We start from the raw sequence: 19,943 nt of genomic DNA on the forward strand, positions 1-19,943 counted from the left end.
AGCCGCCCTTTTCGCTTGGCGGATGGGTTGCGACGGAAGACCTCTTTCCCTTCTGGGAAGAGAGTCGGGGTAACGGGGATAGAGCGGGTGGGGGAAAGACTCTCCAGCTAGCGCAGGAGATTCCCCATCAGCCCCCGTGCAACCGAACGGCCGAGTTGGGCTCCCGATGTGCCGCCGACGCTGCGTCCCACCGCTTCGCCGGCATCCACCACCGTGTCCCTCGCGAAGCCGCGAACGGACTTCTGCCAGCCCGTCAATCGCTTGCCCTTCCGATCCAGACCGAACAGCCAGTAGGCCCAGCCAAGCAGCACGCCTGGCTCGTCGTCCTTATTCTCCGCAGGCTCCGCCTTCGACTCGTCGCTTCCGCGGCCCTTGCTGTTCTTGGCCGCGTCTTCCTTGGTGGACGGACGTTCCTCCATGCGCTCTGCCAGGATCTCCGAAGCAGAACGGCGATCGACCGTCTTCTCGTATTTCTCCATCATCGGGCTTTCGGCGATGATGTCCGTCCGCTCCTTCGGCGTGACCGGCCCGACGCGGGATCGCGGCGGCCGCACCAGCGTCCGCTCCACCATCGTGGGCTGCCCCTTCTCGTCCAGTGTCGAGACCAGCGCCTCGCCCACGCCGAGCTGGGTGATCGCCTTTTCCGTGTCGAAATCCGGATTGGGCCGGAAGGTCGAGGCCGCCGCCTTCACCGCCTTTTGTTCCCGCGGCGTATAGGCCCGGAGTGCATGCTGCGCCCGGTTGCCGAGTTGGCTTGAGACCGTGTCCGGTACGTCCAGCGGGTTCTGGGTCACGAAATAGACGCCGACGCCCTTGGAGCGGATCAGCCGGACCACCTGCTCCACCTTGTCCAGCAGAGCCTTCGGCGCGTCGTCGAACAGGAGATGCGCCTCGTCGAAGAAGAACACGAGCTTCGGCTTGTCGGGATCGCCAACCTCCGGCAGCTCCTCGAACAGCTCGGACAGCAGGAAAAGTAGGAACGTGCCGTAGAGCCTCGGGCTCTGCATCAGCTTGTCGGCCGCAAGCACGTTGACGTAGCCCCGCCCCTCGCTATCGGTCCGCATCAGATCGCCGACCTCCAGCGCCGGCTCGCCGAAGAAATTCTCCGCACCCTGCTGCTCCAGAACGAGCAGGCTCCGTTGGATGGCGCCGATCGAGGCTTTAGAGACATTGCCGTAGCTCGTCTTGATCTCCGCCCCGCGATTGCCGAGGTCGGCGAGCAGATCCCGCAGATCAGCAAGATTGAGAAGCGGCAGCCCTTCGTCGTCGGCGATCCGGAAGGCGATGTTCAGCACGCCCTCCTGGGCGTCGCTCAGATCCATCAGCCGCGACAGCAGAAGCGGCCCAAGCTCGGTGATCGTGGAGCGGATGGGCACCCCCTGCTCCTGGAAGAGGTCCCAGAACACGGCCGGAAAGGCTTCGTAGTCGAGATCGTAGCCGATCTCCTCCGCCCGCTTCTCGAAGCCCTTCTTCGGCTCGCCCTTCATGGCGATGCCCGAGAGGTCGCCCTTCACGTCGGCACAGAAGACCGGCACGCCTGCTGACGAAAATCCTTCCGCCAGATCCTGCAGCGTGACCGTCTTACCCGTACCCGTCGCGCCGGTGATCAACCCATGCCGGTTCGCCAGCCTGAGATAGATGAACTCCGGCTTCACGCTCTGGCCGATATAGACCGATGCCTCCGGCAGCGTCTGATCCTTAAGCTCTTCCGGCATGTTTTCCCCCGATGCTCAGCAATAAGGCTCCCTCCCAAATGTATTAATAAGCTAGTGAAGCGATCACACGTCAGCTTCTAAAATTCTTGGTCGGCGGCGGAAATGAACAACTCTTGACCGAGACGTTCGAACCGCACTCCTGCAAATTGGTATGAAACCGCTTTCCCTTCAGGCGAATAAGACAGTTCGAAATAGCCACCGTTGTTGAACCGGATAATCAAAGCCTTCTTCCCCTCCGCATCGTGCGTAGGGCCCATTATCTGGATCTCTTCGATGTTCTTAACACCGGCGTTTGCAGCCTCGTGGACAGAAATATTGGCTGGGTCTAACACCGTGAATTCATCTTCCGCCACAGCGATCCCTCCCTTTTAATAAGCGCCGATATATAACATCGACCAGCCAAGCCTTTCTCCGCTTTGTTGCCGCTTCGCCTTCATGCTAGGAGGACCGCTCGCGGATTGAGATAACACCCTGGTGACAATGGCTGAACTGAGCTTGGCGGGCGATTTTCCGGAAACGACCGAGGCCGAATGGCTGGCGCTGGTCGAAAAATTTCTGAAGGGCATGCCCTTCGAGAAGCTGCAGACGCGGACTTATGACGGCAACCTCATCGAGCCGCTCTATCAGCCCGCGCAGGGCAAGGAGCCGATCGCGGGCCGGCATCCGCGCAGCCCTTGGGGCGTCATGCAGCGCATCGACCTGCCCGATGCGGAAGCCGCCAATAAGCAGGTCATGGACGACCTGTTCAATGGCGCCCCCGGGCTGCAGCTCGTCTTCCAAGGTTCGGTCGGCGATTACGGCTACGCCCTGAAGGCCGACAAAGCCGCGCTTGAAGCGGCTCTCAAGGACGTTCTGTTGGACAAGGGCGTTGCGCTCGAGCTCGATCTGTCGCCGTCCGCGAAGGATGCCGCCGATATCATCGCCGATATGGTCTCGGCCTCGGAGATGAAGCCCGAAACCGTGGACATACGCTTCGGCTTCGACCCGTTGGGGGCGCTTAGCGTTCACGGCGCGATGCCCGGTTCTTGGAGTGATCTGGCTCCACACTTTGCCGGCAAGATCAAATTTCTTGCCGAGAAGGGCTTCAAAGGGCCCTTCGCCGTTGCCGACGGGCGCCCCGTTCATGCGGCCGGTGGTTCCGAAGGCCAGGAGCTTGCCTTCGCCCTCAGCGTCGCCGTCGCCTATCTCCGCGCCCTGGAAGAGGCCGGCCTGTCTCTGGACGAAGCGCGAAAGATGATCTTCTTCCGCCTCGCCGCGGATCAGAACCAGTTCCTGACTATCGCGAAATTCCGCGCCGTCCGGCGGCTTTGGGCACGAATCGAAGAAGCCTGCGGCCTCGATCCCGAGCCGGTGCATGTGACGGCGGAAACCGCCTGGCGCATGATGACCAAACGCGATCCCTACGGAAACATCGTTCGCACAACCATCGCCTGCGCGGGCGCGGCCATCGGCGGCGCCGACACCATTTCGGTCCTGCCCTACACCGCAGCCCTCGGAAATCCGCGCGATCACGCCCGCCGCGTCGCGCGTAACACCCAGCTCATCCTGACCGAGGAATCCAATCTCCATCAGGTCTCCGATCCGTCCGCCGGGTCGGGCGCCCTGGAAGCCTTCACCGACGATCTTTGCCGCTCCGCTTGGGCGCTCTTCCAGGAGATCGACAAGTCGGGCGGTGCTTATGAGGCGCTGAAAGCCGGCATCGTCCAGAAGCACGTCGCCGCCACTCGCGCCGAGCGCGACCAGAACGTCGCCAAGCGCAAGGAGGCGATGATCGGCACCAGCGACTTCCCGGATCTCGATGAAGACAAGGTTGAGGTCGACCCGGCGCGCCCGATGAAGCCGGTTTCGAACCCGGACATCGACCCGCTCGTCCGGTATCGCCTCGCCGAGCCTTACGAAGCACTCCGCGACGCCTCCGACGAAGCTCTCGAGACAACCGGCAAGCGCCCGGCGATCTTCCTGGCGACCATCGGCAAGCCCGCCGATTTCGTGGCCCGCGTCACCTTCGCCCGCTCCTTCTTCTCCGCCGGCGGCATCGCCCCGATCCTGCCGGAGAAGCCGATCACGACGGAAAGCGGCGAACCCCAGACCTTCACCATCGAAGACACCGTGAAGGACTTTAAGGACTCGGGCCTGAAGCTGATCTGCCTCTGCTCATCCGACAAGGTCTACGCGGAGAAGGCGGCCGAAGCAGCGAAGGCCCTGAAGGACGCCGGCGCATCCTTCATCTATCTCGCCGGCAAGCCCAAGGAAGGCCGCGACGAGATGCAATCCGCCGGCGTCGACGACTTCATCTTCATGGGATGTGATACGCTTGCCGTGCTGCAGGACGCGCAACAGAAACTGAGCGTCGGGAGTTGATTTGAGATGACCGGGATCCCGAATTTCACCGAGATCGAGTTTGCCGACGCCGGCCATGGCGCCAGCGCGCAATCCACCGAAGCCTGGGCCACGCCGGAGGGCATCGACGTCGCCCCCGTCTATACCGACGAGGCGCGCGACGGCCTCGACTTCCTGCAGACCTATCCGGGCATCAAGCCGTACCTACGGGGTCCCTACCCGACCATGTATGTCCAGCGCCCCTGGACGGTCCGCCAATATGCCGGCTACTCGACCGCTGAAGAGTCCAACGCCTTCTATCGGCGCAACCTCGCCGGCGGCCAGCAGGGCGTCTCCGTGGCCTTCGATCTCGCCACCCATCGCGGCTACGATTCCGATCACCCCCGCGTCCCCGGCGATGTCGGCATGGCGGGCGTCGCCATCGATTCCATCTACGACATGCGCGTCCTGTTCGACCGCATCCCGCTGGATCAAGTCTCCGTCTCCATGACCATGAACGGCGCGGTGCTCCCCGTCCTCGCCTTGTTCATCGTCGCCGGCGAGGAGCAGGGCGTGCCCCACGAGAAGCTGTCGGGCACCATCCAGAACGACATCCTGAAGGAGTTCATGGTCCGGAACACCTATATCTACCCGCCCGGACCCAGCATGCGCATCGTGGCTGACATCTTCGCCTACACCAGCCAGAACATGCCGAAATTCAACTCCATCTCGATCTCCGGCTATCACATGCAGGAAGCCGGCGCGACGGCCGACCTGGAGCTCGGCTACACCCTCGCCGACGGCATCGAATATGTTCGCACCGGCATCGAGACGGGGTTGGACGTCGACGCCTTCGCGCCGCGCCTCTCCTTCTTCTGGGCCATCGGCATGAACTACTTCATGGAGATCGCCAAGATGCGCGCAGGCCGCATCCTCTGGGCGAAGCTCATGAGCCAGTTCAATCCGAAGAACGAGAAGTCCTTGGCTCTGCGCACCCACTCCCAGACCTCCGGCTGGAGCCTCGCGGCCCAGGACGTCTACAACAACGTCATCCGCACCTGCATCGAGGCCATGGCGGCCACGCAAGGCCATACGCAGTCGCTGCACACCAACGGCCTGGACGAGGCGCTGGCGCTGCCGACGGACTTCTCCGCCCGCATTGCCCGCAATACCCAGCTGATGCTGCAGCAGGAATCCGGCACGATCAGCACAATCGATCCCTGGGGCGGCAGCTACTATGTCGAGCGCCTCACCCACGATCTCGCGGCCAAGGCCATGGCCCATATCGAGGAGATCGAGGAGATGGGCGGCATGGCCAAGGCCATCGAGGCCGGCCTTCCGAAGCGACGCATCGAGCAGGCCGCGACCGCCACCCAGGGTCGCATCGATTCCCGCCGTCAGACCATCGTCGGCGTCAACAAGTACAAACCCTCTCGCGAGGAGGACATCCGTCTTCTCAAGATCGACAACCGCTCGGTGCGCGAGCAGCAGCTCGAGAAGCTGAAGCGCCTGCGCGAAGAACGCGATGAGGAGAAGGTGCAATCCGCCCTCGACCAGCTCACGAAATACGCCGAAACTGGCAAGGGCAATCTTCTGGAAGGCGCAGTCGAGGCCGCCCGCGCCATGGCGACGGTCGGCGAGATCTCTGAGGCGCTTGAGAAGGTCTATGGCCGTCACCGTGCGGAGATCACCGCCGTGACCGGCGTCTACAAGGCTGAGGTTGGCGCCATGGATGGAAACGCCGAGAGGCTCGCGGAGCTGATGGAAGAGTTCGAGGCCGAGCAGGGCCGCCGGCCGCGCATCCTCGTCGCCAAGATGGGTCAGGACGGCCATGACCGCGGTCAGAAGGTCATCGCATCCGCTTTCGCCGATCTCGGCTTCGACGTGGATATCGGACCGCTTTTCCAGACCCCGGACGAGGCTGCCCGCCAGGCGGTGGAGAACGACGTCCACATCATCGGCGTCTCTTCCCTCACCGCCGGTCACCTCACCCTGGTGCCTGCCCTCCGCGAGGCGCTTGAGGAGCAAGGCCGGGAGGACATCATGATCGTCGTCGGTGGCGTCATCCCGCCCCAGGATTACGACGAGCTCTACGCGGCGGGCGCCAAGGCCATCTTCGGTCCCGGCACGCCCATCGCCGAAGCCGCCATGGATCTCGTCGCCAAGCTCAAGGACGGCGAAGCCGGGTCTCAGCAGGCTGCCGAATAGAGTGGTGACTGCCCAAAAGAAGAAGCCGGCCCTCACCGTCGACGAACTCGCCGAGAAGGTCACGAGTGGCGATCGCGTCGGACTCGCCCGCGCCATCACCCTCATCGAGAGCGTCAAGCCGGAAGATCAGCTCCGCGCCCAGGAGCTTCTCGAAAAGCTTCTGCCGAAGACGGGCCGTGCCTTCCGCATCGGTATCTCGGGCGTTCCGGGCGCCGGCAAATCCACCCTCATCGACCAGTTCGGCGTGAACCTCATCGAGGCCGGCCACAAGGTCGCTGTCCTCGCCGTCGACCCCACCTCGACACGCAGCGGAGGATCCATCCTTGGCGACAAGACCCGCATGGGCCGGCTCGCCTCCGAGGAGAACGCCTATATCCGCCCCTCGCCGACTGGCGGCAGCCTGGGCGGCGTGACCAAGACCACCCGCGAGACCATGGCCGTGGCGGAGGCCGCCGGGTTCGATGTCGTGATCGTGGAGACCGTCGGCGTTGGCCAGTCGGAGACCACCGTCTCCAATATGGTCGATGTCTTCACCGTGGTGGCGATCCCCGGCGCCGGCGACGAGCTGCAAGGCATCAAGCGCGGCCTGCTTGAGCTTGCCGACATCATTGCCGTCAACAAGGCCGATGGCTCCAATGTCGAGCATGCCGAAAAGGCAGCGTCCGAATATCGCGCCGGCCTGCACATCCTGGCCGCTGGCAATCCCGGCTGGTCCCCGTCTGTGCTCACCCTCTCGGCCCAGGAGAACAAGGGTCTCGACCAGCTCTGGGAGAAGATCCAGGAGCGGCACGCCAAGCTGAAGGAATCCGGCGAGCTCGCCAGGCGCCGCGGCGAGCAGGCCGTCACCTGGATGCGCGAGCTTTTCGAGCAGCGCCTCCTGGCGGCCTTCAAGGGCGGTCGGAAAGCCGCCCGCCAGTGGAGTGAGATGGAAGACAAAGTGCGCTCGGGTGAGCTGAGCGCCGTCTCCGCCGCGGCCGAACTGAGCCGCCTGGCCGCTGCCGGCGACCAGCCCGACGCCTGACCCGGCCCCGAAACCCCTTCTATCCTCCCGCGCCTTTGGCATATCCTCCGCCGATGGTGCAAAACCCCGAACAGAGATCGGTGTTGCTGACCGGTTTCGGACCGTTTCCAGGCGTGCCTAAAAATCCGTCCATGGCGCTGGTCGAGGATTTGGCGGATGCCTTCAGGGATACTCTCGGCATCACCCTGCACAAACGCATCCTCTCCACGGAGTGGAACACCGTGCGGTATGAAGCGCCGGCGCTCCTCGACGCCATCCGGCCCGATATCGTCATCCATTTCGGTCTCTGCCGCGGGGCCAACGCCATTCGCATCGAGCGCTCGGCTTATAATCAGGCGAGCCGGCTGGAAGATGCCGCGAACATCCTCCCCCCAAGCCCCGCGATCCTCCCCGGCGGCACGCCGCGTCTGGATACGCCCCTGTCCACAGCCCATCTCGCGAGGGGCTTGCGCTTGGCTGGCATACCGGCCCTGCCATCGTTGAGCGCGGGCCGCTATCTCTGCAACTACCTCTACTATCTTTCCCTCGACTGGGCCGCCAAACAGTCTCCGGTCCGCAGCCATCCGCCATTAGTGCTGTTCGTTCATATTCCGCCCGCGCGCGGAGATGGCGGCTATCTTGAACCGGCTGAAATTGCGCGCGGTGCGGCAGCGATCCTGAGCGATATCCTCCAAGCACCCCGCCTCGCCGCACATCATGCGGTCCCAGCGAGCCACGCCGCCTAGAAGGACAGGACCATGCCGATCGACCGCCGCGACCTGATGCTCGGAAGCTTCGGCGCAGGCCTTGCCTTGAGCGCCGGCGCGGGCAGCGCCCGCGCGGCCGACACCGCCGATGCCGCGCCGGCCCAAAGCAGCTTCGACATCGTGCCGGCGGGTGGCGAGCTCGACCAAAGCGCCACCCTCCAGATCGCCATCCAGAATGCCGCTTCCAGCGGGACCGTCCTGATGCTTCCGGCCGGCACCTATGCCGTGGGCGGCCTTGACCTCCCCTCGGGCGTCGCGATCCGGGGCGTTCCTGGCCGCACGGTTCTGAAGCTCTCGAATGCCGATTTCATCGTGAAGGCCGACGGCGCAGACGGCGTCTCCCTCGAAGGGCTGATCCTCGACGGCGGCGACCAGCCCCTGCCGGAAGATGCGGCGCTTCTCCAGGCCAACCAGACCCGCCATCTGGAGATCGCCAATTGCCGGATCTTCAACAGCAGCGAGAACGGCGTCGCCCTCCAGGGCTGCGCGGGCCGCGTGACTTATTGCGAGATCGGCAAAATCGCCAAGACCGCTCTCTTCTCCAACGACGCCACGGGGCTGGAGATCGCCCACAACACGATTCGCGATTGCGGTGATAACGGCATCCAGGTCTGGCGGTCGGAGCCGGGGGACGACGGCACCCTGGTTCACGCCAACCGCATCCAGCGCATCGAGGCGAAAAGCGGCGGAAGCGGCCAATACGGCAATGGCATCAATGTCTTCCGAGCCGGCGCTGTGGTCGTCAGCAACAACAGGATTGCCGACTGCGCCTATTCCGCGGTGCGTGACAACTCGGGCAGGAACTGCCAGATCGTCGGCAATTCCTGCTCGCGCCTCGGCGAGACGGCCATCTTCGTCGAGTTCTCTTTCGACGGCGCCGTGATCGCCAACAACGTCATCGACACCGCAGCCACCGGCATCTCGGTGACCAACTTTAACGAGGGCGGCCACCTCGCCACCGTTCAGGGCAACCTGATCCGCAACCTCTTCTTCCGGAAGGACAAGAGCTCCGGCGGCATCGGCATCGCCGCGGAAGCCGACTGCGCCATATCGGGCAACGTGATCGAGCGTGCGCCCGGCTACGGCCTCTTCCTCGGCTGGTACAAATATCTCCGCGACATCTCCGCCACCGGCAACCTCATCCGCAATTGCCATATCGGCATCGGCGTTTCCGCCGACGGCGAGGCGGGCTTCGCACTCATAACCGACAACATGATCTCCGGCGCGAAGGACGGCGCCATTCGCGCCATGAACGGACCCAAGCCCGTGGGTCCCGACCTCGCCGAATCCAGCGCCGAGGCGTTCCGGAATCTCGCCGTCTATTCCAATGTGGGAATCTAAGGCCGGCGCCTCGCCTCAAGCGTCTTCGGCGGCGAGCGCCAGCGGCAGGCCCGCAGCTTCCTTCGCCGTACGGATCACCAGGGAGGTTTTGACGCTCTCCACGTTCGGCGCGGCCGTCAGGTCATGGATGATGAAGGATTGGAAGCGCGTCAGATCCGGCGCCACGCAGCGCAGCAGAAAATCGATCTCGCCCGAGAGCATCGAGCATTCCTGCACGATGGGCGACTGAAGAGCCCGCTCTTCAAAAGCGATGAGATCGGCTTCGGCCTGGCTGTGCAGCTTCACCATGGCGAACGCCGTGACATCGAAGCCGAGCTTGCGGCCGTCAAGCACCGCCATATAACGCTCGATGATGCCGGCCTCCTCCAGCGCCCGGACCCGGCGCAGGCACGGCGGGGCGGTGATACCCACCTTGCGGGCGAGCTCGATATTGGTGATCCGGCCGTCTTCCTGGAGAACCTGGAGGATCCTCCAATCTGTGTGATCGAGGCGTGCAGCACGCATATGACGCGGAGAACTCCCTGGAAAAGGCCCTGCCACCCAAGCTAGAAGCCGGTAGGGTTGAGGGTGCGGATCAGCAAAGCGAAATAATCGGTCTCGATACGATAATAAACGAAAAGCAGCCGTCGATGAACCATTCCGGAAATTTCGCCTCCGACATGACCGATGGAGCCGCGCCTCAAACATGGGTGATTTCCGATGGCGCCGCCGGCACCCGTGCCCAAGGTCTCGCCCTGGCCGAAGCCGTTGGCCTGCCCTATCGGCTGCACGAGCTTCACAGAATTCGCCTGCCGCTGCCGCCTGCCCTCCAGCGCTTCGTCCCAGCGCCGCTGTTGCTGCGCGAGACCGAATTGAACCCGGCATTGAGCGGCGCCTGGCCGCGCCTTGTTATCTCCGTGGGCAAACGCAGCGCGCCGGTCGCCCTTGCGGTCAAGCGCGCCTCTCGCGGCGAGACCTTCGCCGTTCATATCCACGATCCAAAGCTGCCCTTGCGCCTCTTCGACTTGGTCGCGATTCCCGAACATGACGGCGTGACGGGCCGGAACGTCATCCCGACTCACGGCTCGCTCCACGCCGTCACGGACGAAAAGCTCGCCGCTGCCGCGGAACGCTTCAAGGACCGGCTCGATCTCCTGCCCCGTCCGCGCATCGCCGTGCTGCTCGGCGGCAAGAGCCGCGCCTTCGACTTTCCCGCCAAATCCGGCCAGGCTCTGGGCCGGAAGCTATCGGGTCTCGCCAAGGAGTTCGGTGGCTCGCTTCTCGTGACGCCGTCCTACCGCACGCCGCCCGAGACCTTCGCCGCGCTGAAGGACGAGATCGATCAGATCCCCGCCTTCATCTACGGAGGAGAGGGCGAAAACCCCTATCTCGCCTTCCTCGCCTCCGCCGACGCTATCGTCGTCACCGAAGATTCCGTCAACATGGTCACCGAGGCCACCGGCACCGGAAAGCCGGTCTATGTGGAGCCCCTGCCCGGCAGGTCGAAGCGACTCGGCCGGTTTCATCTCAAGATGCGTGAAGACGGCATAACGCGGCTGTTCGAGGGGAAGCTGGAGACCTGGACCTACCCGCCGGTCCGAGATACCGACAAGGTCGCCGATGCCATCCGAAACGCATTGAACATAGAGCCGGGGAGCGCCGCCTCGGACCCCTGAGGACAACCGAGCCAGGCTCTTGCGCCCGCGCCGCTTGGCAATTACCTGTTTGCTCCAATCCCAAGCGCCATAGACGCAAAGCTACCGAAAGGCATTTCATGAGCGCTCGCCACGCCAAGGTGATCATCATCGGGTCGGGCCCGGCCGGTTATACCGCCGCCATCTACGCCTCCCGCGCCATGCTGCAGCCCCTGCTCATCCAGGGCATCCAGCCTGGTGGCCAGATGACCATCACCACCGATGTCGAAAACTATCCCGGCTTCGCGACGTGATCCAGGGCCCGTGGCTCATGGAACAGATGGAGGAGCAGGCCAAGCATGTCGGTACCGAGATCATCAACGACCACATCTCGTCCGTCGATCTCAAGCAGCGCCCCTTCCGCCTCACCGGCGACGGCGGCCAGGAATACACCTGCGATTCCCTGATCGTCGCCACCGGCGCCCAGGCGCGCTGGCTTGGCCTTCCGTCCGAAAGTCATTTCAAGGGCTTCGGCGTCTCGGCTTGCGCGACTTGCGACGGGTTCTTCTACCGCGACAAGACCGTTGTGGTGATCGGCGGCGGCAACACGGCCGTCGAGGAAGCGCTGTTCCTGACCAATTTCGCCAAGCAGGTGATCCTGGTTCATCGCCGGGGCGAGCTGCGTGCGGAGAAGATCCTCCAGCAGCGGCTGTTCGATCACCCGAATGTCGATGTGATGTGGGACACTGTGCTCGACGAGGTGCTGGGCGAGGACGATCCCCGCGGCGTGACCGGCGTGCGCCTGAAGAATGTCATCACCGACGAGACGATCCTCCAGCCTGTCGATGGCGTCTTCGTCGCGATCGGTCACAAGCCGGCGACGGAACTCTTCGAAGGTCAGCTCAAGATGCGCCCGTCCGGCTACATCGAGACCGCGCCCGATTCGACCGCGACCAATATTCCGGGTGTCTTCGCCGCGGGCGACGTGACCGACGAGACCTATCGTCAGGCGGTCACCGCCGCCGGCATGGGCTGCATGGCCGCCCTGGAAGCAGAACGCTTCCTCGCTGGCATCGAGCATGTGAGCGAAGCGGCGGAGTAGCGCCGCTCTCGCACGGCGTCATGCCCGGCCTTGTGCCGGGCATCCATAACCCCTGTGGTCTTTCTTTCAATTTGAGTGGGTGTTCATGGATCACCGGGACAAGCCCGGTGATGACTCCGAGTTTGGGGAAGTTCGGTTCCCGAATCGCGGCGTATCGCCCTCTCCGCAGGGGGAGAAGGTTGGGGTGAGGGTAACCTACTCCGCCCCCGGCCCCAGAGGCTGGCCGTAGCTGAACTCCACGACGTAGCCGGTCGGGTCCGTCACCGCGCAGAGATAGCCGGTCGGTGGCTTGAACGACTTGGGCCCCCAATGAAGCCGGCCGTCTCGTTCGGCCCGCTCGGCGATTGCGTCGATATCTTCACGCGCCGAGACCGCGAAGCCGTAATGGGTCATGTCGCCCTTGTCCGGATGCCGGACCTCGCCGCCGCCCATCATCACCAGCACGAAATCGTCTTCCGCGCCGGGAGCGGCCATCCACACCGTCCTTCCGTCCCCCTCGCCGTGCTCCAGCACGAATTTCAGCCCGCAATAATCCTCGTAGAACGCGACGGACTCATCGAGATCGCGGACATGCAGGGCGCAATGGGTGAAGCCGGCGGTGCTCATGTCTCAAACGTCGTCATCCACGCCCGCTTCCGCAACCCCGGCGCCCGCCTTCACCGAGGCCTCGACGGCGTCCAGCACCTCTTCGATATGATCGAAGATCCAGTAATGACCGGCGCTGGGCATCACATCGAGCCGGCAATTGGGAAGCTGATCGGCCAGATACTCCGCCGCCGTCGGCGGTACGTTTCTGTCCTCGAGTCCCTGCCACAAGACTGCAGGCGCGATCACGCTCTCGAAATCCAGCGCCCAGGGCGCGCCGAAAAGACGGACGTCCTGCGCTGCGCCGCGCACGTCCCGGCGCAGCCCTTCCTGATGTCCACTGAGCAGGCTCGTTCTCGTGTCCGTCTGTTCGAGGATCGGACGGTCCTTGGGGGCCGCCCGGCGCATCAGCCCCCGATACGCCAGGTTGGGCGCCAGCCGCAGCATGCTCCGCATGGACCAGAAGACCGCGGCGGAGATCCTGGGACGCCCCGGTAGCTCGTGGAAAATCCGCCGATGTGCAGCGTTCAAGCGAAGGCCACCGCCCATCGCAGCGATCGGCCCAACGGGGCTCACCAAGGCGAGGAAAGCCGTGCGCTTGCGCATGCCGGCCGCCGCCGCCACCGCATAGGGCCCACCGCCGGAGACTCCCATGACGGCGAAGCCCTTCAGCTCGAGCGCATCGGCGAGCGCCCGCAGATCGGGCACCCAATCCATGACGTTCTCGAAGCGCTTGAAATCCGAGATCCCGTACCCGGGTCGGTCCGGCGCGATGATGCGCAGGGTCCGCGCCCGCGCCGCATCGTCGGTGACCGTGAAGGTGAGCCGGGAGCCCGGCGTGCCGTGCAGAGCGAGCACGGGCAGACCGTCCGGATCGCCGAACTCGGCATACCCCATCCGCCGCCCGTCACCTAGCGTCAGGCTTTTCGCTTCGCTGGAGGGGCCGGCTGGGATCTGGTCCATGGGGAGCCCCTGAGTCTTGTCTCGGCGGCGCTATTCGCAGCCGATGATGATGTCGCCGGGATTGATGATCAGGACGACATCCTTGCCTTCATAGAGGCCGAGCTTCTCCAGCGATGCCACGGTGACGCTGGTCTCGACATTGAGCTCGCCCGCGATCTCCACATAGACGATGGCCGTCACCGCGCCTTTGCGGATTTCCATGACCTTGCCAGCGATCTGATTGGGAGTTGTGAGTTTCATTGAACGAGCCTCTCTTCAAAAATGTAATCGGCACGGGTTGCGCATCGGACGCCCCATTGGGCGCCTTGAGCGCCGCGGCCCGCTTCGCAAAGTCTAGCGCAGGTTAGCGCAAAATCGCTGAATGCGGCGGCAGGCCTCCTCGAGATCGTCCTTACCTGTCGCATAGGAAATGCGGAAAAACGGCGAAAGTCCGAACGCCGCGCCGTGCACCACGGCGACGCCCTGCTCTTCCAGGAGCGCGCTCACGAAATCCTCGTCGGTCTCGATGAGCTTGCCGCCCTCGGTCGTCTTTCCGATCACGCCTGCGCAGGATGGATAAACGTAAAATGCGCCCTCCGGCGTGGGGCATTCGAGTCCGGCGCACTGGTTCAGCATGGAGACCACAAGGTCCCGCCGCTCCCGGAACGAGCGGACCCAGTCCTTCAGGAAGTCCTGCGGTCCGTTCAAAGCCTCGACCGCAGCCCACTGGCTGATCGAGCAGGGGTTTGACGTCGACTGAGACTGGAGCGTGGCCATGGCCTTGATCAAGCTCTTCGGACCGCCGCCGAAGCCGATGCGCCATCCCGTCATGGAGTAGGCTTTCGATACCCCGTTCATGGTCAGGGTGCGATCCTTCAGCTTCGGCTCGACCTGGGCCGGCGTGAAGAACTCGAAATCGTCATAGACGAGATGCTCGTAGATATCGTCCGACAGAACCCAGACGTCCGGGTGCTTGAGGATGACGTCGGTCAGCGCCTTGATGTCGTCCTTGCTGTAGGCAGCACCCGTCGGATTGGACGGCGAGTTGAAGATGATCCACCGCGTCTTCGGTGTGATCGCCTTCTCCAGAGCCTCCGGCGTCAGCTTGAATTTGTTCTCAAGCTCGGTCTCGACGATCACCGGGGTCGCCCCGGCCAGCATCACGATATCCGGATAGCTCACCCAGTAGGGCGCCGGGATGATCACCTCGTCTCCCGCGTTGAGAGTGGCGATCAGCGCGTTGTAGAGCACCTGCTTGCCGCCCGACGCCACGGTGATCTCGTCGGTTGCGTAGCTCAGCCCGTTGTCGCGCTCGAACTTCGCAGCGATCGCCTTCTTCAGTTCGGGGATGCCGTCGACGGCGGTGTATTTCGTCTCGCCCTTGTTGATGGCTTCGATGGCCGCGCGCTTCACGTTTTCGGGCGTATCGAAATCCGGTTCGCCAGCGCCGAGACCGATGACGTCTTCACCCGCTGCCTTGAGCTCGCGAGCCTTGGCCGTGATCGCCATGGTCGGCGAGGGTTTGACCCGTGCAAGAGCGTCGGCGAGTAATTCCATCAGACCACATGCCCGGCAGAGCTCAGCCCCTGCCCGGCCCCTATCTAAAGCCACAAGTTCTGGCGTTCCGAGATGCCGGCCGAAATATTCTGAACGAGGACGCGCGATCCGCCAGCAGCGGATCGACGGACGGAGATAACCAGCTTGTCTCTAAAGAACGTTGACGGCGTTTAGATAAACCAACGGCGCGGACAAAGCCATGTCCGCGCGTCGCATATGGGCCGAACGAAGCGGTTTTTAAGCCGCTTCTTTATTCAGCTTGCTCTCCGCCAGCTGGCTCAGGCTGGAGTCAGCGTTGTATTCCTGGTCCAGGGTCTGCTTCAGGAGGCTCCCCACCTCGGAAGGCAGCCCGAGCTGATCGGCCCAGGCGATCAGCGTGCCGTAGCGCGTGATCTCGTAATGCTCGACGGCCTGGGCGTTGGCGATCATCGCGGCATCGAGAGCGTCGGCATCTTCGATTTCCGAAGCGACCTCCTTGTGTTCCTTGATGATGCCGTCGATCGCAGGGCAGGTCTCGCCCGAAGGCTTCGTATCCAGAAGCTTGAAGACTTCTTCCAGACGATCTTTCTGGCCCTTGGTCTCCTCCAGATGATCCTCGAAAGCCTTCCGCAGCTTATCGGAATCGGCCTTCTTAGCCATCTCCGGCAGAGCTTTCAGAATCTGCTTCTCGGCGTAGTACACGTCCTTGAGCTGATGCATGAACAGGTCATGAAGCGTTTTCATGGGGCTTTCCTCTCCTCGTTTTTTGGGGTGGGCGGTTGCTCTTGATGGGGGCCGCCCGGTCCCCCGTTTTCACCCCACCGTAACGGCTGGCCTGTGCCCCTTGTTCCGCCTCGCAACGCTCGGATGCACGAGTCCCGCCCGCCCCACCACCGTTAGAACTCGCGGCAGTCTTTCGGAGATTTGCATCGATTCCGGAGACGAGTTCTCAAGCTTCTTCGGCGATCACCTCCGCCGCCGCCTGACGGTCAAATTCCTGCTCACCCATCGCCCAAATGCTGTGTTGATTTCCGTTCGACTTGAGCTTTGGGGGCCAAGCAAAATGTTGAAAAACCAATCGATAATCCAAGCCGCTGCTGCTGCCGTGATCGTCGCCGTTCCGGCCTTTTTCCCGGTCGCAATCCAGGCATCGGAGCCGCAAATCGCACCGGCGACCCAACCTCATCGGGTCGAGGTGGAGCAGCTTCTGGTCGGCGAGAGCGGGGCAGCTATTTCCGAGGCGCGGGCCCTGCAGCCAACGGCAAAGGACACCAAACCGAAGGCCGCTGCCGCCAACAGCGTTGAATCAAGACAGCTCGCTCTCATCGTGATACTTCTTTCGACTCTTGGCATCGCCACACGCCTCTTATGGCGCCGCCATCTTCGCGCCGTCTCTCTCGTGCAAGATGCGGATATCGACGACGAAATGAGGAGCAATTGATGCAATCCACGCAAAGCTTCTTCAAATTCGGCTCGGCTTTGGCAGGGCTCGGCCTCGCCGGCGGCTGCGCCGCACTTTTCGGTTTTGCGTTGATTGGAACTCAGGGTGCCCTCCATGAGGGAGCACCGGTTTCAGAGCCCGTCCGCTTCGACCAGCTCTCCTATTTCGATCATGCCCCGGGCCAGAGTCCGGCGGCCAGTTCCATTCGCCGCCTCGGTATGAGCGCGGTCCTGGAAGATGCCGCCGCGGATGAAACCGCCATCTCGGCCCTGTCGGACAAGGCCGGCGATACGGTGGACGATGACCGGAGCCAGACCCGCCACGCCGCGCTGGACCCGGCGCAGGATCCCCATCTCCAGCCTGACCCGAATCGGCTTCTGCAGCCCGAGACCGTCTCCGTCGGCGATCGCATCACCGTGGTGACGCCGGACGGGCTCTCTTATGTCTACCGGGTCACCGCTCGCGAGGCGGCTGCCGGCACCGACGATGCCACGTTGGACAAGACCAAGCTCGGTCAGGCCGCGCCGCTCGATGCGGACTGCAAGGCGCTCAACGGCGTCGTCGCAGGCGCCTTCCGGCTTGTCATCGAATCCGTGAAGAACGACAAGGCACACGGCACCCCGTCAGAGCAGAAGCTCTAGCAACGGCGAGTCGCTCCATCCGGCCCTATTGCTTTGGGACGTCCTGTTCCGCTGGCGCGGCTTCGGCCGGCGCTGCCGGCGGCGGAGCAGCCGGCGTCGGCGTCACCGAATCTTCCGGCGCGCGTTCTCGCTCCACGATATGTTTCAGCGCCGCCAGCCCGGCCTGATAATCCGTGCCGACCAGCCGGTCGAGCATCAGCCCTTTCCAGCGCTTGAAGAGATTGTTTCCCGGCTCGTAGCCGAAGCCCCAGGTGACCTTGCTACCCGAGCCTGAGGGCGTGACGAGCAGGTAGCTCGTGCCTTCCAGCCCCCCGTAATCGACATTGTAGTCGACCCGCTGGGGCGCCTCGCTCTTGGTGATATCCATGCTGCCGGCGCCGATGGAAGGTTCTTCGCTATACCATTCCACATGCGCGCCCTCCCCCTTCTCCGCGCCGGAATAACCGACACTAAGATCGCGGTCGCGTTGCGCCCACGGCAGCCAGACCGCCGTTTTATGCAGATCGTTCAGATAAGGAAAAATCGCGCCCTCTGGCGCGTTGATGACAACGCTCCGCGCAACGTGGACCTGTTGCGGGAGGGTTACCGCGACGGCGGCGAGAATTGCGAAAAGCGCCACCACCCCCAGCACCAATCGTAATAACGGCCGCACACCAGCCTCCCCCAATAGCCCCGCGGTTGACGATCCGCAATGGCCTGAACCTATACGCGAGATCGCCGCTTCGAAATTTCACACAAACCTATTACCCTCCGACCGTCAACTAAGGGAGGGCAACATGCATCTTAGCGCACCGACGCAAATCATCTTCTTTATTTCGCTCATCCTTGCGATCCTCGCGGTCGTCGGCCTCTTCGTCGTCATTCCGTTTATCACGGCGAACGCATTCTGGGTGGCCATCGCCGCCTACGTCATCCTCGCGCTCGGCAATTTGCTGGCCGGGATGTAAAGCCTTGGGCCTCGGCCGGCTTCGCACCGGCTGGGGCCTTCCGCCCGGAAAAGCGGTCACCCCTGGAACACGAAGGCCGCTCCCGCCGCGATCAACACGAACCCGACAATCTGCATCACGCTCAGAGGCTCCTGAAAGTAGAAGGCGGTGAAGCCCGCGAACACGATGAGCGTGATCACCTCCTGGATGCTCTTGAGTTCCGCCGGCGAGTAGACCGCACTGCCGAGCCGGTTGGCCGGCACCGCGAAGCAATACTCGACCAGGGCGATCCCCCAGCTCACCAGGATGACCAGCGCCAGAGGCACGGCCTTGAACTTCAAATGGCCGTACCAGGCGAAGGTCATGAATATGTTGGAGCAGAACAGCAGCAGGATCGGCAGAATATAGGCGAAGAGACCTGCAGGGGCGGAAGCGAACGCCATGTCATTCGAACCTTCATGTTGATTTTGCACGCGCGACGATCGCGAGGAGCCGGTGGGGAATGGTGGGCCGAGCCGCACAATCGGCTCGCCTTCCCATATTCGGCCCATTAGGCTCGAACCGGCAAAACAAAAGGGGCACATCCATGGCGCGCGGCTACTGGCTTTCACCACCCACCTATCCGATCTTTTTGATCTCGGTCGTGTTGGTCATCCTGGTTCTTCTGGAGACCTACACCCCGTTCCACATCCCCTTCATCGCCGAATACCGGTTTGAAACCTTGCTGCTCGCCTATCTCATTCTGCTGGCGGGCAACGTTTTCCGTGGCGTCTGACCGGCGCGCCTACGACGGATAACGAGTCTGGATCCCGACCCGATCGGCGAGATTGGAACGGCCTGGTTGCCCCTGCGTTGTGACGAGCAAAATCGAGCGCACGAAAACCAAATCTCGCAGCAGGAACGCCGCTAGGAAGCTCCGTCATGGCCGAAATTTCCATTGATCCCGATTACGTCAAAGCGCTCGTCCTCAAGGTCCGTGCGATCATGGTGGAAGAGGCAAATGAAGTCGACGACGTCGGCTCGAACCCCACCGACGACGAGACGCCGCCCGACGAATTTCAAGACGATGCGGAAGATCTTCGCCGAGAAGAGATCGTGGAGGAGATCGAGGGGTTGAACGAGCTGGAGCAGGCGGAGCTGATCGCGCTTATGTGGCTCGGCCGCGGCGATGGCGAGCCTTCGGAATGGTCCGATCTGGTCGATCAGGCCCGGGAACGCCGCGAATCCTCAACCGTCGATTATCTGCTCGACCACCCCCACGTCGCCGACCACTGGCTCGAAGCCCTCAGCCAGCTCGACCTGGGCGGCCTCGTCGACGGCACCGAGAAGGTTTAGGCGTCACTCGCAAAGTCTAGGCGTCACTCGTTCCGCCAGGCATCCCCGTCCTTGCCGCGCACGGCGTCTCCCGCCGCATCCCCGCTCTCTTGCCGTGGCGGCGACAGCGATCCGGGGGCCGGGGTCGATGACCCTACGATACGGGTTATCGGTGCGGCTGGGGCGCGATCGTAGCCGCCGCTGCTGCCGAATGTCGCCCAGGCCGGCTTCGAAGGATTGGTTTCAGGTGTTTTGGGCGGCGCCTTCACCGGAGCCGTCCTACCGCTACCCGTCCGGCGCTTCGCATCTGGCTTGGCCGCCCGCGTTTGGTTGGGGCCCTTCGTAGCCTTGCTGGGCGCTTCGGCGCTGGGCTTCGCGCCCTTTGCAGCCGGCTTAGCGGTCCGGGTCTTTTTCGCCGCGGTCTTGGCCGCTTTCACCGGCCCGCTTTTCTTCACGGGCGATCTCGCCGTCTTGGCTGCGGCCTTCTTCGGCG

General features: G+C 63.4%; 21 protein-coding genes and 1 pseudogene. 12 read left to right on the top strand and 10 right to left on the bottom strand.

Going from position 1 to position 19,943, the window contains the following annotated elements; all coding sequences use genetic code 11:
• Nucleotides 1-107: 107 nt before the first annotated feature.
• A complete protein-coding gene (locus tag A7A08_RS10345; protein ID WP_069095414.1) occupies nucleotides 108-1,715 on the bottom strand; it encodes a helicase HerA-like domain-containing protein in 1,608 nt (535 codons plus the stop codon).
• Between the two features lie 77 nt (nucleotides 1,716-1,792).
• Nucleotides 1,793-2,068: a hypothetical protein gene (locus A7A08_RS10350; RefSeq protein ID WP_069095415.1), complete on the bottom strand. Its 276-nt coding sequence runs from the start codon at nucleotides 2,066-2,068 to the stop codon at nucleotides 1,793-1,795.
• 127 nt (nucleotides 2,069-2,195) lie between these two features.
• On the opposite strand from A7A08_RS10350, the gene A7A08_RS10355 reads away from it, so the two are divergent.
• The 5 genes from A7A08_RS10355 (at nucleotide 2,196) to A7A08_RS10375 (ending at nucleotide 9,350) form a co-directional block, all read left to right on the top strand.
• Entirely contained in the window at nucleotides 2,196-4,076 is a 1,881-nt protein-coding gene (locus tag A7A08_RS10355) for a methylmalonyl-CoA mutase subunit beta (protein WP_141693944.1), read from the top strand.
• Between the two features lie 6 nt (nucleotides 4,077-4,082).
• Complete coding sequence (gene scpA, locus A7A08_RS10360) at nucleotides 4,083-6,242, top strand: methylmalonyl-CoA mutase (RefSeq protein ID WP_069095417.1); 2,160 nt, start codon at nucleotides 4,083-4,085, stop codon at nucleotides 6,240-6,242.
• Nucleotides 6,243-6,246: 4 nt separating this feature from the next.
• On the top strand, nucleotides 6,247-7,263 hold the full coding sequence (gene meaB, locus A7A08_RS10365) for a methylmalonyl Co-A mutase-associated GTPase MeaB (RefSeq protein WP_069095532.1): 1,017 nt from the start codon (nucleotides 6,247-6,249) through the stop codon (nucleotides 7,261-7,263).
• 80 nt (nucleotides 7,264-7,343) lie between these two features.
• Entirely contained in the window at nucleotides 7,344-7,988 is a 645-nt protein-coding gene (locus A7A08_RS10370) for a pyroglutamyl-peptidase I (RefSeq protein ID WP_169822990.1), read from the top strand.
• A gap of 12 nt (nucleotides 7,989-8,000) precedes the next feature.
• On the top strand, nucleotides 8,001-9,350 hold the full coding sequence (locus A7A08_RS10375) for a TIGR03808 family TAT-translocated repetitive protein (protein ID WP_069095419.1): 1,350 nt from the start codon (nucleotides 8,001-8,003) through the stop codon (nucleotides 9,348-9,350).
• Nucleotides 9,351-9,365: 15 nt separating this feature from the next.
• Here the strand turns inward: A7A08_RS10375 and A7A08_RS10380 are convergent, their stop codons facing one another.
• A complete protein-coding gene (locus tag A7A08_RS10380; protein WP_069095420.1) occupies nucleotides 9,366-9,854 on the bottom strand; it encodes an Lrp/AsnC family transcriptional regulator in 489 nt (162 codons plus the stop codon).
• A 125-nt stretch (nucleotides 9,855-9,979) separates the two neighbouring features.
• Here A7A08_RS10380 and A7A08_RS10385 point away from each other — a divergent pair, with 125 nt between their 5' ends.
• Both A7A08_RS10385 and trxB read left to right on the top strand, forming a co-directional pair.
• Nucleotides 9,980-11,005 carry a mitochondrial fission ELM1 family protein gene (locus A7A08_RS10385; protein WP_083226667.1) on the top strand — a complete coding sequence of 342 codons (1,026 nt, stop codon included), beginning with the start codon at nucleotides 9,980-9,982 and terminating at the stop codon, nucleotides 11,003-11,005.
• Between the two features lie 98 nt (nucleotides 11,006-11,103).
• A pseudogene (trxB, locus tag A7A08_RS10390) lies at nucleotides 11,104-12,065 on the top strand (thioredoxin-disulfide reductase).
• Between the two features lie 195 nt (nucleotides 12,066-12,260).
• Here trxB and A7A08_RS10395 read toward each other — a convergent pair.
• From A7A08_RS10395 to A7A08_RS10415, 5 genes are all read right to left on the bottom strand, one after another.
• Nucleotides 12,261-12,671 (bottom strand): VOC family protein, encoded by a 411-nt coding sequence (locus A7A08_RS10395; protein ID WP_069095421.1) that lies wholly within the window; start codon nucleotides 12,669-12,671, stop codon nucleotides 12,261-12,263.
• A gap of 3 nt (nucleotides 12,672-12,674) precedes the next feature.
• Entirely contained in the window at nucleotides 12,675-13,613 is a 939-nt protein-coding gene (locus A7A08_RS10400) for an alpha/beta fold hydrolase (RefSeq protein WP_069095422.1), read from the bottom strand.
• A gap of 30 nt (nucleotides 13,614-13,643) precedes the next feature.
• Nucleotides 13,644-13,853 carry a TOBE domain-containing protein gene (locus A7A08_RS10405; RefSeq protein ID WP_069095423.1) on the bottom strand — a complete coding sequence of 70 codons (210 nt, stop codon included), beginning with the start codon at nucleotides 13,851-13,853 and terminating at the stop codon, nucleotides 13,644-13,646.
• 93 nt (nucleotides 13,854-13,946) lie between these two features.
• Nucleotides 13,947-15,149, bottom strand: a complete 1,203-nt coding sequence (locus A7A08_RS10410) for a pyridoxal phosphate-dependent aminotransferase (RefSeq protein ID WP_069095424.1) — start codon at nucleotides 15,147-15,149, stop codon at nucleotides 13,947-13,949.
• Nucleotides 15,150-15,386: 237 nt separating this feature from the next.
• On the bottom strand, nucleotides 15,387-15,872 hold the full coding sequence (locus tag A7A08_RS10415; RefSeq protein WP_069095425.1) for a YciE/YciF ferroxidase family protein: 486 nt from the start codon (nucleotides 15,870-15,872) through the stop codon (nucleotides 15,387-15,389).
• A gap of 100 nt (nucleotides 15,873-15,972) precedes the next feature.
• Between A7A08_RS10415 and A7A08_RS10420 the strand changes: the two genes are divergently transcribed.
• Complete coding sequence (locus A7A08_RS10420; protein ID WP_069095426.1) at nucleotides 15,973-16,569, top strand: hypothetical protein; 597 nt, start codon at nucleotides 15,973-15,975, stop codon at nucleotides 16,567-16,569.
• Nucleotides 16,569-17,210, top strand: a complete 642-nt coding sequence (locus A7A08_RS10425) for a hypothetical protein (protein ID WP_069095427.1) — start codon at nucleotides 16,569-16,571, stop codon at nucleotides 17,208-17,210. The genes A7A08_RS10420 and A7A08_RS10425 overlap by 1 nt, the downstream gene beginning before the upstream one ends.
• A gap of 25 nt (nucleotides 17,211-17,235) precedes the next feature.
• On the opposite strand, the gene A7A08_RS10430 is transcribed toward A7A08_RS10425, so the two are convergent.
• The gene (locus A7A08_RS10430; RefSeq protein WP_169822991.1) at nucleotides 17,236-17,877 is read right to left on the bottom strand and encodes an SRPBCC family protein; all 642 of its coding nucleotides are present in this window, start codon (nucleotides 17,875-17,877) and stop codon (nucleotides 17,236-17,238) included.
• Between the two features lie 109 nt (nucleotides 17,878-17,986).
• Between A7A08_RS10430 and A7A08_RS16315 the strand changes: the two genes are divergently transcribed.
• The gene (locus A7A08_RS16315; RefSeq protein WP_169822992.1) at nucleotides 17,987-18,157 is read left to right on the top strand and encodes a hypothetical protein; all 171 of its coding nucleotides are present in this window, start codon (nucleotides 17,987-17,989) and stop codon (nucleotides 18,155-18,157) included.
• 56 nt (nucleotides 18,158-18,213) lie between these two features.
• Here the strand turns inward: A7A08_RS16315 and A7A08_RS10435 are convergent, their stop codons facing one another.
• On the bottom strand, nucleotides 18,214-18,579 hold the full coding sequence (locus tag A7A08_RS10435; RefSeq protein ID WP_069095429.1) for a DMT family protein: 366 nt from the start codon (nucleotides 18,577-18,579) through the stop codon (nucleotides 18,214-18,216).
• A 143-nt stretch (nucleotides 18,580-18,722) separates the two neighbouring features.
• Here A7A08_RS10435 and A7A08_RS10440 point away from each other — a divergent pair, with 143 nt between their 5' ends.
• Together A7A08_RS10440 and A7A08_RS10445 are read left to right on the top strand one after the other, a co-directional pair.
• Nucleotides 18,723-18,911: a hypothetical protein gene (locus A7A08_RS10440; protein WP_069095430.1), complete on the top strand. Its 189-nt coding sequence runs from the start codon at nucleotides 18,723-18,725 to the stop codon at nucleotides 18,909-18,911.
• A gap of 146 nt (nucleotides 18,912-19,057) precedes the next feature.
• Nucleotides 19,058-19,471, top strand: a complete 414-nt coding sequence (locus tag A7A08_RS10445) for a DUF3775 domain-containing protein (protein ID WP_083226669.1) — start codon at nucleotides 19,058-19,060, stop codon at nucleotides 19,469-19,471.
• Nucleotides 19,472-19,943 lie beyond the last annotated feature (472 nt).

Origin of the sequence: Methyloligella halotolerans (assembly GCF_001708935.1) — a bacterium.
Taxonomy (GTDB): Bacteria; Pseudomonadota; Alphaproteobacteria; order Rhizobiales; family Methyloligellaceae; genus Methyloligella; species Methyloligella halotolerans.